This is a genomic window from Rubripirellula amarantea, from assembly GCF_007859865.1.
GTDB lineage: Bacteria > Planctomycetota > Planctomycetia > Pirellulales > Pirellulaceae > Rubripirellula > Rubripirellula amarantea.
The window spans coordinates 133,708-147,589 of record NZ_SJPI01000002.1 but is presented as its reverse complement, the minus strand read 5'-3'; the positions used below and the strand labels follow the sequence as shown (position 1 = coordinate 147,589).

8 protein-coding genes are annotated in these 13,882 nt (G+C 53.7%); 7 read left to right on the top strand and 1 reads right to left on the bottom strand.

Annotated features, from left to right (window positions below; all coding sequences use genetic code 11):
* The first annotated feature begins 51 nt into the window (after nucleotides 1-51).
* From Pla22_RS14135 to Pla22_RS14120, 4 genes are all read left to right on the top strand, one after another.
* On the top strand, nucleotides 52-882 hold the full coding sequence (locus tag Pla22_RS14135; RefSeq protein WP_242632061.1) for a DUF1559 domain-containing protein: 831 nt from the start codon (nucleotides 52-54) through the stop codon (nucleotides 880-882).
* A complete protein-coding gene (locus Pla22_RS14130) occupies nucleotides 879-6,419 on the top strand; it encodes a DUF4465 domain-containing protein (protein ID WP_146515501.1) in 5,541 nt (1,846 codons plus the stop codon). The genes Pla22_RS14135 and Pla22_RS14130 overlap by 4 nt, the downstream gene beginning before the upstream one ends.
* Nucleotides 6,420-6,836: 417 nt before the next feature.
* The gene (locus Pla22_RS14125) at nucleotides 6,837-7,364 is read left to right on the top strand and encodes a hypothetical protein (RefSeq protein WP_146515500.1); all 528 of its coding nucleotides are present in this window, start codon (nucleotides 6,837-6,839) and stop codon (nucleotides 7,362-7,364) included.
* Nucleotides 7,365-7,370: 6 nt separating this feature from the next.
* Nucleotides 7,371-8,117: a sulfotransferase family protein gene (locus Pla22_RS14120; RefSeq protein ID WP_146515499.1), complete on the top strand. Its 747-nt coding sequence runs from the start codon at nucleotides 7,371-7,373 to the stop codon at nucleotides 8,115-8,117.
* A 20-nt stretch (nucleotides 8,118-8,137) separates the two neighbouring features.
* Here Pla22_RS14120 and Pla22_RS14115 read toward each other — a convergent pair whose 3' ends face one another.
* Nucleotides 8,138-9,457, bottom strand: coding sequence for a carboxypeptidase-like regulatory domain-containing protein (locus Pla22_RS14115; RefSeq protein ID WP_146515498.1), 1,320 nt, complete (start codon nucleotides 9,455-9,457; stop codon nucleotides 8,138-8,140).
* A gap of 301 nt (nucleotides 9,458-9,758) precedes the next feature.
* Between Pla22_RS14115 and Pla22_RS14110 the strand changes: the two genes are divergently transcribed.
* The 3 genes from Pla22_RS14110 (at nucleotide 9,759) to Pla22_RS14100 (ending at nucleotide 13,814) form a co-directional block, all read left to right on the top strand.
* The gene (locus tag Pla22_RS14110) at nucleotides 9,759-11,072 is read left to right on the top strand and encodes an ABC transporter substrate-binding protein (protein WP_146515497.1); all 1,314 of its coding nucleotides are present in this window, start codon (nucleotides 9,759-9,761) and stop codon (nucleotides 11,070-11,072) included.
* A gap of 62 nt (nucleotides 11,073-11,134) precedes the next feature.
* Nucleotides 11,135-13,153, top strand: a complete 2,019-nt coding sequence (locus Pla22_RS14105) for a sensor histidine kinase (RefSeq protein WP_146515496.1) — start codon at nucleotides 11,135-11,137, stop codon at nucleotides 13,151-13,153.
* Nucleotides 13,154-13,406: 253 nt separating this feature from the next.
* The gene (locus tag Pla22_RS14100) at nucleotides 13,407-13,814 is read left to right on the top strand and encodes a response regulator (protein WP_146515495.1); all 408 of its coding nucleotides are present in this window, start codon (nucleotides 13,407-13,409) and stop codon (nucleotides 13,812-13,814) included.
* Nucleotides 13,815-13,882: the final 68 nt, after the last annotated feature.

Genomic DNA, 13,882 nt, shown 5'->3' with positions numbered 1-13,882 from the left:
CAACCGTAACCACTGAAGATTCCTTCCCTTCTTCGCCGGATCGAAACGTTGGTGTCCCGATCAGCCAGCTTCGAATCACGCCCTCAATGCGCAGGCGGCTTCACGCTTATTGAGTTGCTGGTGGTGATTGCCATCATCGGAACTCTCGTTGGACTGCTATTGCCAGCAGTGCAGGCGACTCGCGAGGCGGCTCGGAAGATGCAGTGTCAAAACAACCTGCATCAAATCGGGATTGGAATCCACAACTACCACGCCGCGTTTAAACGGTTCCCACCCGGTGGATTAGAAGTGCGGCCCACCGTCCCCAACGGAAAGCAATTCGCTTGGTCGGCGATGATCTTGCCGTTCATTGAAGAACCGGGTGCCTACCAAATGATCGACTTCAACGTTCCCTTCGACGACGCTGTCAACGCGGACGCGGCATCGCAAGTGATTGAAACGTTTTTGTGTCCAAGCACACCGTCATCGGCTCGCACCAGTGGCGATGGACGCAGCCAAGGACGCGGAGCGACCGACTACGGCGGCATTTATGGGGAACGTGTCACGGCCGTCAATGATCCGCCGAGAGGATTTTTCGTTCATGAACTGGCACTTCGTTTTCGGGACATTACCGACGGAACTTCTCGCACGATTGCAGTGTCCGAAGATGCCGCCTTTCGTGACGGCCAGTGGATCAATGCGTGGAACTTGTTCGACCAAGCCTTCCCAATCAACCAAGCCCCTGACTTTGAAAACGACATGCGGAGCTTTCACCCGCAAGGAGTGCAAGCTTTATTCGCCGACGGATCGGTCACCTTCCTTAATGATTCCATCGACCTTGAACTCCTTGCCGCTCTTTGCACACGCAACGGCAACGAATCTCTTCCGGATCTACAACCTTGAACCGAATTTCTAAACTACAAAAATCACGACGACCAATTCAACGACGGCGACTAATCACCGAGCTACTTGAAACTCGGAATTTGCTGGCAGGTCCCTATGCGCCCGCGGCCGGGCAAGTGGGTTCCGAAGCGATCAACGCGGGCAGTAACCTGATCGCCGCCTGGGCAACCGGGGTCGCCAATTACACCCCAGGATCAAACGTCAGCGAAGACTTTCAAACCCCCGAGAACGCAACGGGACCGAGCGACCCGCTCGAAGGCGACGACAGCCCCATTCCTGACACCGTCACACTTGGCGATGGCGGTGAGATCACGCTCACGTTTGACGATCCTATTCGTGACGGCATCGGAAACGACTTCGCAGTATTTGAAAACAGTTTCAGTGACACGTTTCTTGAACTCGCCTTTGTCGAAGTCAGCACCGACGGAATTAATTTCGTTCGCTTTGACAACGAATCGCTAACGCCGGCCCCGGTTGAGGCCTTCGGAAGCCTTGACCCTACCGACATCAACGGCCTAGCGGGAAAATACCGCGGCGGTTTTGGCGTGGGGTTTGACCTGGCCGATTTGGGGCTCGACAAAGTCACGTACGTTCGAATCGTCGATATCGTTGGCGATGGATCATCAACCGATACCAGCGGCAACCCAATCTACGATCCGTTCCCAGGAACTGGCTCGGCCGGCTTTGACCTTGATGCCGTCGCTGTTATTCACCAGTACGCTATGGCTCGTGATGTTGTCGACTTCGAAACTCTTGGCGCGAGTCTTCCCACCAACAGCTTCTTCAACGGACCTACTGCCAACGGAAATCCATCGACCGGTGAATTTGGTGACGCGGTTGTGATCGGATCATTCACCGCCGAAACACTGACGCTCAACAACACCTACTCGCAAGACTTCGGTTCGTGGAATGGGTTTGCCTATTCCAACGCGACCGACAATACCACCGCCGGGTTTGCCAATCAGCATTCGTCCATAACGGGAACTGGTGCCGAAGAAAGCCCGACCTATGGCGTTGGGTTTGTTCCGTCGGGCAACTTCTACGCACCGCCTACGATTACACGTGATGTCGACGACGATCGCAGTTTTGAATCACTCGCGATCACCAACACCACCTACGCAGCTTTGTCGATGCGCGACGGTGATATGTTCGCCAAGAAGTTTGGTGGGACCAGCGGCGATGATCCGGACTACCTGTTACTGACCATCAATGGGTTTGATTCCGACAACAATTCGATTGGCACCGTCGACTTCTACCTAGCGGACTACCGATTCGATGATAACTCATTGGACTACATCGTCGATCAGTGGACCACGGTCGACCTGAGTGCGGTTGCAGACGCTTCGTCATTGCAGTTTTCGATTGAGTCCACCGATGTAGGTGCGTTTGGAATCAATACGCCAACCTACTTTGCAATCGACGATATCACATTGTCGAAGCCGGTACTGCCAATCGGACTTGCCGACGGCGAGGTCCAAGAGAACGGTGGCGATGCGGCGACAATGCTGCGGCTTTCGCGCGCGGACTCGGATACGTCTAGTGAACTTGTCATTTCGCTAGCGACAGATGTGTCGGGTGCGATCAGCATTCCGGATCAAGTCACGATTGCCGTGGGCGACTCATTTGTCGACGTTCCCGTGGCAGTGATCGACAACGCTATCCTGAGCGATGACCTCGACGTCTTGATCTCGGCGACCGCCCCCGGGTTTGCTGATGCCTCGATTACTCTTTCGATTGTCAATGATGATTTCGCTCTATCGATTAGCATTGACTCGGCGCAGTTGACGGAATCTGACGCGCCACCTACCGCGACGTTAGAAGACATTGGTCGCGGACTTGCGCCCGATTCGTACCTCAATCAAGCGAACGACCCCGATGGTTTTACCAGTGGCGAACTTTCGTTTAGCAATTCGTTTGACCCAACGTTCGGCAGTTGGTCAGGTTGGGCGGTTTCCAATGTGACCGATATCACAACCGCTGGTTACACCAATCAATACGCGGCCATCACGGGCAGTGGGGCGGGCGATTCGGCAACCTACCTGATGGGCAATTCGTACCCTGGCGGATTTGCGGCCACCATTGAGCGTGACCCCGCCACTACGACGGCTTTCACTTCGATTGACATCACCAACTCAGTCTACGCGGCCTTGTCGATGCGAGATGGCGATGGCTTCGCGAAGAAGTTTGGCGGAGCCGACGGATCAGACCCTGACTTCTTGACGCTAACCATCACAGGATTCGATTCCGCTGATACGTTAGTGGGAACGATCGACGTCAGCTTGGCTGACTTCCGGTTTGATGACGGTTCCCAGGACTTTATTCTTGACGTATGGCAAACGGTCGACTTGACGTCGATCGGTACAGCGATTGAGCTTCATTTTGGCTTGGAGTCTTCCGATGTCGGCCAGTATGGAATGAATACGCCAGCATACTTTGCTGCGGACAACGTTCGCACCGTGGGCATGACGGCGTTGCCGACCTTCACGATCACTCGCGAAACGACGAATGTTGCCAGCCCGCTGGATGTAACGGTTACAAAAACAGATGGTTCGGAATTTTCTACGCCGACGATTGTCACGATACCGGCGGGCCAAAACTCGATCGAAGTTCCAATTAGCATCACCCCCGACCTCATCGTCGACGGATTGCAATCGGTTACTCTTTCGATCGATGCCGATGGATACGTGGGAACAACGACTGAACTTACGGTCGCGGATGCCGACGCACCATCGCTTTCGCTAACGCTATCCGCACTTGAAGCGTTCGAAGATACCGGCAGCCTTTCCGCAGTGCTTCACCGGAACGACGATGATTTGACTTCGCCACTTGAGGTGACGCTTGGATCATCCGACTCAACCGTCGCCACGGTTCCCACTACGGTGACAATCCCGGCCGGGCTGCGCACGGTTTCGTTCGACATCTCGTTGATCGACAATGACGAAATCGAAGACGACCGGACGTTGACAATTACGGCGGTCAGCGGTGAACTTTCGGACGAAGTGGTTCTTGTTGTCAACGACGACGATACGTTACGCCCGGCCCTTGAAGTCCAGTTGACCGAATCCGTCGTTAGCGAAGCAGGCGCTCGCACAACCGTTGACTTCGAGGAACTCGGATCTCACATCGCCGCAGAGTCATTCAACAATGGTTCTGATCTGGCGGGCGGCTTTGACGCAGGCGGGGTCATGTTGGACAACGACTACAACACAGACTTTGGATCGTGGAGCGGATTCGCAATTTCCAATGTGACTGATTCGCAAACCGCTGGGTTTACCAATCAACACAGCGCGATCACAGGTTCCGGCGCCCTGGCGTCGGCGACCTATGCCGTTGCCAACACGTTCGGCACTACGCCTCCTACGTTAACGTTGACAGATCCCTCGCAGTCATTCGCGTCTCTTGACATCACCAACGCAACCTACGCAGCATTGTCCATGCAGTTTGGTGATGCTTTCGCAAAGCAATTCGGCGGCGAAAGTGGAGACAATCCTGACTTTTTCCGGCTCACCATCGCAGGCACCAATGCGCTGGGAGAATCCGTTGGCGCAATCGACTTCTACTTGGCCGACTTTCGGTTCGACGATCAATCGCTTGATTACATCGTGGACCAGTGGACCACCGTGGACGTATCGGAATTGGTGGGCGCTCGGTCGTTGACGTTCTCGTTGATGTCATCGGACGTGGGGCAATTTGGGATGAACACGCCAGCCTACTTTGCCATCGACAACGTAATCTTGACGCAGGCCTCGGACAGCCTCGCTCCGATGGCCACCGTCACTCGTCGCAATTCGGATACCACCGATGCATTGGAAGTCATGATTGGTGGCGGCGACGAAACCGAAGTTACTCTGCCGACGCGAGTGGTCATTCCGGCCGGCGAAACAAGCGTCTCGTTCCCTATCCCTGTGGTTGATGACTCTTGGGTGGACGGCGATAAGATAGTTGAGTTTACTGCGTCTGCTGAAGGGTTCTTCTCGGCTTCGGGATCGCTGACTGTGGAAGACGATGATGCCCCCACTCTGACGCTAACCCTGGTCAATGACGTGGTGAGTGAATCTGCCGCCACCTCGCTGCTGGTTCATCACAACTACGAAACGCTCGCGCAACCGTTAAATTTGACCCTTAGCGCTGACAACGCCGATATCACGCTTCCAGAAGAAATCGTGATCCCGACGGGAAGTTCGTCTGTGTTGGTCGATGTCGCGGTAAGCGACAACCAGATCGCCGATGGAAACCGGAATGTCACCATCGAGGTCATTAATGACGAAACACTTTCATCGACGATCGGCATGACCATCAATGACGATGAGGTTCCTGCGATCGTTGTCAGCATTGCCGGTGAAGGACTGCTGACGTTTTCCGAGGCCATCGAGGCGGGATCGTTTGACGTTCGTTTGTCGGCTCAGCCCTTGGGCAATGTTACGATCGCGGTTAGCTCTGATAGCGATGAGCTAATGGTGATGCCAACCGAATTGACGTTCACACCTGAAGACTGGAATACCGCTCAAACCGTCACGCTACAGTCGCCCATCGATTTGATCGCCGAGCCATCCGAAACGTTTACGATTTTGTTGACGGCAAGCGACGCTGATACCGCGGCGTTGTTTGATGGGATTGGAACCAGCATTGACGTGGTGGTGGAAGACTACCAACCCAGTTCGCTGGTGATTGCCGCGAACGAAACCCACGTGACGGTGAGCGATGTTGATTTGGACGTGGTAATTCAACAAGAACTGCTCGCCGATGGACTTGATGTCACCACCAGCGATTCTTCCCAAACGTTCGTAGTGGAAGGCTTGCCGGATACAACGGGCACGATCAACGTGCGAACCGCAGGCGGTGATGACTGGGTGACGTTGCGAACACCTAACTTTGTCTTACTCGACGGAGGCGAAGGGTACGACACTCTGGAAATTGACGCGAACCTTGCGATTGACATCACGTCCCTTGTCGGCGAAAGCATTATCGGTTTCGAAGCTTTTGTGCTCGGCGGCGAGTCGTCGATCCGACTCGATGTGCAACACCTCGATCAACTCGTTGACCCAGAAGGCGTGCTCGTCGTTCGCAAATCGACAACAGCATCCTTCGCCATCGAAGGCGAAATCGCTTCTCAACCACCGATCATGGTCGACGATGAGTTTCGGCAGGTCATTCAAGCGGGCGAGTATGTCATTCAAATCGTGTCAGGCACGCCATGGCAAAACGCCGCCAACCGCTTTGACACCAATCGTAGCGGAGACATCACCTCGCTCGATGCCCTGCAGGTCATCAATCGAATCGCTCGACAAAACACATCCGAACTTTCCGAGATCACCAGCCTGGACGATTTTGACGATCGCTACTACGACGTCAACGGTGACAACCACGCCACCGCCCTCGATGCTCTTCAGATCATCAACGAGATCGCTCGCCAGCAACCACCGGCCGAAACAGAGCACATCGATCTCGCGTTTTCGCAGTGGCCCGAGTTGAACGACGACAAGACGGATCCCACCGAAACTTCCGAGTCCGAATGGAATGAGGACACGCTGTTCTGATGATACAAGCGTGCAAGAAAAGCGATTGCGACCGACTTCGCCATCGCTTTCGCGCAACACAGTGTTTCCAGTTGAAGCTTAAGATTTTAGTGGTGCTGAACACGACTGGTCTGATACTAGAGCCATCCGCTACGCACTGTGTGTTATTCCTAATAGCCGCCAAGCATCGAGCATTTTTAAGAAGCTACTCGGATTGTTTCTTCAACGCGGACGCTTGAAAACTGGGTTCGTAGTCGCCCGCGACGTCCTCGTTCGTGGGAGTGATCGTGTATTCCAATACTCGCCGCGAATGAGATGCCTCCCACGCTCATGGTACCTGAATAGGCTACTGGTACATCGGGCCTCAGGCAGATGTCTACGGATTGGGCGCAATGCTGTACCATATGATTAGCGGTCGTCGAAAAAGAGCCCGATCAATTGTCGTTTAGGGAGTCGCTCGACCGAGTACTGTACGCCTACGCGATCACATTGCTTGAGCAAGGACGCGACAAGCAAGAGAACGACGTGCAAGGACAAGATGTACAAGGACAACGTGAGCGAGCGATGAATTTGTTTGCTGAAGTAACTCAGATAAGGCGTGAGTTGCTTGCGACCGAACCGGACAACACGACGCGTCAAATCGCGTTGATCACGACACTTTCGCGGATTGGCGAAATTGACGAAGCCGTCGAGTTGGCTCAATCCGCTCGCGAGAACATCTCTGGCGACTCCACGTTCTTGTACCACTTGGCTTGCGGCTATGCACAAATCGCGGGAGCCCTCGATGCGTCCGGTAGAAACGAAAACGAAAAGTTGCGGCAACAAATGATCGACGAAGCGGTGGAGGCGTTGCGTGGCGCCAAGCGGGCTGGCTTCTATCGGCAATCGGACTTGCGGTTGGACCCTGACCTTGATCCCATTCGCGGCTCGAAAGCGTTTGAGCAGTTTGTCGAAAATGGTTTGTGAGTTCGCATGAATGTTAGCTTGGTCCTTCTTGCACATCCCAGATCGGGCAGCACGGCGATCCGAGATATCTTCGACCTTCACCCAAGGCTCTCTGTACTCAACGAACCATTCAACCCTACACGAGGGTCCGATGGATGGGGATATGATTTCCTGGCTGACTTGAATGCTGGTCAGCAATTGCCTGACATCCTGCAAGACTTGAAAGAGACGTCCAATGGTGTAAAGCACCTGCTGGGGCAACTGACGCTAAAACAAGACTTGGAAGTGTTCGCTTTCTTCCCAACCAAGTTCTTTATGGTCAGGCGAAATCAATTGCAGGCGGTCGCTTCTTCCTTGATCGCCGAACAGACTCTGCAATGGCATCGCCGTGGTGCGCCGCGTATGCAGGACCAACCACTAGAACCGCTCGACCTCAATCGGATTGCCGAGTACCTCGATACTCAGGGTACGGCGATTGCCCAAACCAATGCTTTTTTGGCTCAACACGAAACCGGGCACCAATGCAGGCGAATCGTGTACGAAGACCTGTTCGGCGAAAACGTTTCGATTTCCCAACGACTCGAGATCACGTTGGAGTTGGTTCGTTCGGTGGTCGGGAATGACTTGAGCAACGCTTACATTGAAAAGGTCGCTGCGAAATTGGACCACGATTCTAACAAGGTCAATTCGACCGAAACTTACCGCCTGCTCCCGAACTTGGCCGAAATCAATCGCTTGTTTGGCGCTGGCCAATTCGGTGCGCCGCTAGAGTAGCAATCGTCGAAAGGCGGCAATTAGGATTCCGACACAACCACTCGTTGGGTTGGTTCCGCCGTGATGGTCGCCGTGGCTTCGATGGGTTTACCGTCGACCTGAACGATGAATCGCACCACGTCGCCAACTTGAAAGAAAGCAAGGTCAATGTTCCCTAAGTCGTCGGTCGTAAAGGTGGCGTCAGCACCGCTTTGAGCGTAGATCATGTGTTCTTTATCAGGCGTTTTTCTGCGAGCGATAAAGACACGCGTCTTGCCAAGCGATTCGCCATGTTTATCGACAAAGCGAAACTTCGCTCGCAACGCATTCTCGAGCGTAAATTCGAATGAGTCGATCGCCTCGCCTTTGCCAAAGGTGCGATACTCACTGGTCATTTCATACCCCTGCTTCAAGATCGTCACCAATAGAGCTTTCTTGTCGGCCTGTCCTGGCATCTTCGACAATGCGAAGTTCCCATCGCGACCTGACTCTGTTTGCAAGACCTGCTGACGGAATCGACCGTCCGGCCAAGTCTTCAAGACAAGCAACACGTTTGCACCAGCGATTGGTTGGCCTGACGAACTTACCACACGACCTAGCGACGGTGCATTCGAATCCACCACGTCCTTGTCGGTCGCCCCCTCCATCACTCGTCCTTCGACTGCTTCGATCGCAACTTCTAGCCGTTGGTCCGAGGGGATGTTGATCGCGTGCTCGCTGATGTTCCCGTGGTACTCAACCATCAACTTACCCTTTTCGCCTGGCAAGAACGCGTGCAGTTCGGCTACTCCGGAATGGTTGGCGGTGATTCCCACATCTTTCATTTCAATGGGATAAGTCTTGTGCTCAGAACCGTCGGCCGTGATGCGAGTGAGCGGAATGACCTTGGCGTGAGGCAACGGCACACCTTTCGTATCGGTGAGCGTGATCCGAGTTGGTTCTGAAGGAGTGACTCGTAGCTTAACCGCAGGCTGTGACTTGCCGTTTCGATCACCACGGTATTCACTCACCATGCAGTGCCTATCTGGCATCGCCGTTAACAAGAACTCGTATGGCCGACCGCGAGTCGCGAAATCATCGAAACGAAACGCGCCTTTCTCGTTGGTTCGAGTGCTCAAAGTATTCATTTGAAAGCGACCACGCGGCCATGTCTTTTGAATCGCAACCACCGTAGCGTCGGATACGGGTTCACCAGATTCGTCGGTCACCACCCCATGCACTGAAACCATGCCTGCCGCTCGAGTCTTGACTCCATTGCCACCAAGCCAAACCAGCAGTGCCAATCCCCAAACGCCCCAGTTGCGCCCCGAAATGGATTGATGTTCTCGCGAGTTGATGAGGAATTGAGTACGAGTTTCCACCACTAGGCTCCGTATCGAATGTGCAAAAGGGATACTCACTTCACACACAGGACGATTGAGTCTGTCACCGAATCAGAACTTTTTGTGAACTATTTCGGATATCCGCATTTGGGCCGACATTCCTTGGCAAAAGCGTCACTGGACTCGGTGGTTACGAATGATGGTGACTCAGGAGGCTCGATCGCGGATAATCCCGATCCTCTTTCTACGATGCACTCAGGATTTCAGCAGCATGACGCTACCGACCCCACGCCGTTTTCATTCGGCCACGACGCCTTCGTCGAAACTCAGTCGTCGATCGATGTTGAATCATACAGCTCGATGCTTGGCGTTAGCGACGACCCTCGCCAGGGGTTCAGCCACCTCGGCTCAAGACAAACATGCGACGGATTCTAAGCCGAAGGCGAAACCAGAACCGACTCAGGGACCAACAATCCTGAGCAAGAAGCGCCGCGTCGTGCGAGTATTGGGGACCCACGTGACTCTCCAGGAGGACCTGCGCAAACGAGCCGAAGCGGATCTCGGTATCGAGTTGCAGTTTTCGCCGGGCGGGAGTGCTGAGGTATTGCACCGTGCTTCGACGCGACCGGAATCATTCGACCTTTACGAGCAATGGTCCAACAGCATGCGGGTGCTGTGGCAAGTGGGTGCCATTCAACCGATTGAAACGAAGCGTCTACGGTACTGGTCCGAGATCAACCAATTGACCACCACCGGGCGCTTAACTCCCAATGCCAAGATTGGCGCAGGTGATGCACCCAATCGTTTGTTGTTCGTTCAGCCCGATGGAGCCTTGGGAGGAAACGAAACATCGAAAGTCAGCTTTCTGCCGTACGTTCACAATGTGGATTCATTCGGATACGACGCGGGAAAGATTCCGCGTGGGATTCCCTATGAAACCGAAAGCTGGAGTTGGTTGTTGGATGAACAACACCAAGGGAAGGTCGCGATCGTGAACGCGCCCACGATCGGCTTGTTTGATCTCGCCCTAGCAGCCCAAGCCAAAGGTTTGATTGAGTTTGATGACATCGGCAATATCAGCCGGTCCAAACTTGATGAACTTTTCGACATCCTGATGACCTACCGTCGTCGGGGTCACTTCCGGGGCATCTGGAGCAGCGTTCCAGCGTCGGTCGAATTGATGAAGAGCGGTGAATCGGTCGTGGAAAGCATGTTCTCGCCAGCCGTGTTTGACCTTAAAGCCCAAGGAGTTGACTGCGTGTACGCGTCGCCGGTCGAAGGCTACCGCGCATGGCATGGCGTGATGTGTCTATCAGTTGCGGCCCAGGGTGACGTCAAAGATGCGGCGTACGAGTACATGAATTGGTGGCTTTCAGGGTGGCCGGGTGCCTTCATCGCGAAACAAGGCTACTACATTTCCAATCCGCAGCGTTCGCGAAAAGAATTGACGGCGGATGAATGGGATTATTGGTACGAAGGCAAACCGGCACGAACTGATTTGTTGGGGACTCAAGGAAAGGTTGTCGTCAACAAAGGCGCTTCAAGGGACGGCGGATCCTACGAGCGCAGGTTCAGCAACATCGCAGTTTGGAACACGGTGATGCCAACTTACGAGTACAGCCTGACTCGCTGGAACGAGTTTCTTTCAGGGTAGGAACAACCCGATCGGCCTGATGCCACCTTTCAACCTGCCTCACCCTTCGAAATAGAATCACGATGCCTCTTGAAAACCCTGCGACGATAGATTCGCAGCTCCCCACCGCCCCCACGCTGCTGCCGACGCCGTCTTTGCGAAACCGCATTTACTTGACGGTGTCGGTTCTTGTGGCCCTCTGTTTGCTAAGCACGTTGATTGGATGGTGGGGACAGTCCAAGTTACTCGAGCAGTTTCAGTCGTACGAGCAATCCGAGGTTCAATTGGTCGAGATCGCGAGCATGGATCGGGACGTCGAGGAATTGAAGACGAGGGCCGAAAAGTATCTGCAAACCGGAGCCATGTCTCAGCTTTCTCGCGCTAAGCAACTGCATGTTCAACTGAAGAACCAAATTGCGTCGGCGTTGAAACTTTCCCAAGACGAACAAATGCAAGCGACGCTACAAGCGATGAACGAGTCGCTTGCGATCTTTGCTCAACGGCTAGATCTTGCGTCGACAGAGCGAGAACTGCGGACCAGGCTCATCAAGGTTGAACTGCCGAAACAGGATTTCGACGTCACCGAGTCTTTGCAGCAACTCGAATCCGCCATCCTTGCCGACGATCGCGAGGACTTGTTCAAAGCCTACCTTCGCTTGGTCAAGTCTCAGTCGAACTCTCGCCAACTCTTCCAGCAGTATTTCACGGAACCAGATTCGGTCGACTTCACACTCGGACTTCAGTCAATCAGAGAATCGCGACAAGCACTCGCCACGATCCGCCAACTCATTCAAGACGATGTCGCTTTATCGGAAAGCACCTTCGATGAAACTCTTGACGACGCTGACTTTGACGACGCCGTGAACAACGACGAAGCCGAGAACGCAAATGACGGCCCAACCACACGAGTGAACGCGACGCTTGACAAGCTTGAACGAGAGCTGAACGAATTTCGGCGTCTTGGATCTCGCGCCGTTCAGGCGACTCGGGGATACATGTTCTATTCCAACGTCGTGATGGCAGGCGAGATATCCGAGTTTGTCTATCGATCCAAACGCTTGAAGGATTATTCAGAAGACCAACGCGTGATCAATCGACAATCAATGGCTGAACTAGCGAGACGATCTCGTATCTACGCGATGCTCGCATCGGTCGCGGCGGCCGCTTTCGCGATCTTGATGGCAATGCAGTTGACGTACCTGATCGTGAATCCCATCTTTCGAATCACCGAGACGTTTCGTCAGCTTGGCCAGGGCGATTCGGTCAGCGAGATTCCTTTGCTTAATCGCAAAGACGAGATTGGAAAGTTAGCTCAGGCTGCTCAAGTCTTCAGCGACAAGAACCAAGTGACCAAGCAACTGCTGCTGATGTCCGAGAAGATGACCCAAGAGCTTGCCGCCAAGGCTTCGGCGTTGGAAGAAACCAACCTCGAACTTGATAACTTCGCGTACGTCGCATCGCATGACCTTCGCTCTCCATTGCGAGGCATCAAGCATTTGGCAAGTTGGATTCAAGAGGATTGCGAAGACCTGTTGCCCGAGGGATCGAAGGCACACTTGATCCAAATGAATGAACGCGCGACCAAGATGGAAAACTTGCTCGATGATCTGCTTCAATATTCGCGTGCGGGACGAATGAATCTGGCGCCCGAAACCGTCGACATCAACGATATCGTTAGTTCGATCGTGTCGATGATTGACCTTCCCAAAGGGTTCTCCATCGAACTGCCACAACGGTCTTTGGAATTCACGACAATGAAAACGCCCCTGACCCAAGTGCTGCTCAACCTGATCACCAATGGCGTCAAGTACAACGACAAAGGATCCTCGGGTCGCATCACCGTCAGTGCCGAGAACGTCGGTGACACCAGCATCCTCATTCAAGTGTCCGACAACGGGCGCGGCATTGCACCGGAACACCTTAACCGCGTTTTCGAGATGTACCAACGCGTTGCAACGGATGTCGAAGGTGGAAGCGGAATGGGGCTTGCGATTGTTAAGAAACTGATAGCCAAGTACGGATCCAACCTGAAGCTAACGTCCGAAGAAGGCAAAGGCTCGGTGTTCTCGTTTCAATGGAACCGGGTTCAGACGCCCAGTTGAAACGATAGATCCGCGCTATTTACGCAGCCATGAACTAGAGACTTCCCCTGAGTTTTCAAACTGCGGTTTCCGGCAAATGGCCGCTCCATCCACGGCACCAATAGCCGTTAAACGGCATTAAACGGCAAAATGATCGACTTTCATTGGATAATTGCGAAGTTTTATGATACCGCTTCGTTGTTGGTTGGCCGATAAAACGATAGGTTTAAGTGGTTGATCCAGCAATCTTCAAGCGAGCATTCAAGTGCCTAACATGTTCACAGTACTCCTAGTCGAAGATGATGACCTCGACGCTGAAATGGTGAATCGGGCATTCAAGAAGAGCGACGTTCCGGTTCGGCTCGAGCGGGCCGTTGACGGAAAGTCCGCTCTGTCGATGCTTCACAATGAGTTGTCGATCGCTAAAGAGCATCCTCTGATTGTGTTTCTCGACCTGAACATGCCTGGGGTCAATGGGCACGAGTTTCTGGAACGGCTTCGCAATGATGACACGCTCCGGTCCACCACGGTCTTCGTCCTGACCACGTCGTCTCATGCTCGTGACGTCGAGCGAGCGTACGAGAAAAACGTTGCCGGCTACTTTACCAAGCCTCAACTATCACACTTGATTGGCGTTCTGAAATCATACAGCCAGGGCGCGGAACTGCCCAAGCTGAAGTAAAGCTGCCGCTTCGCCATCGCTCGGAAGCAAACGCTCGGGAGCTAACGTTCGCAAGCAAACGTTCGGGA

Coding starts and splice junctions, on each gene's coding strand:
- Pla22_RS14120 (WP_146515499.1), top strand. CDS start 7,371: ATGAATGTTAGCTTGGTCCTTCTTGCACATCCCAGATCGGGCAGCACG.
- Pla22_RS14110 (WP_146515497.1), top strand. CDS start 9,759: ATGTTGAATCATACAGCTCGATGCTTGGCGTTAGCGACGACCCTCGCC.
- Pla22_RS14105 (WP_146515496.1), top strand. CDS start 11,135: ATGCCTCTTGAAAACCCTGCGACGATAGATTCGCAGCTCCCCACCGCC.
- Pla22_RS14100 (WP_146515495.1), top strand. CDS start 13,407: ATGTTCACAGTACTCCTAGTCGAAGATGATGACCTCGACGCTGAAATG.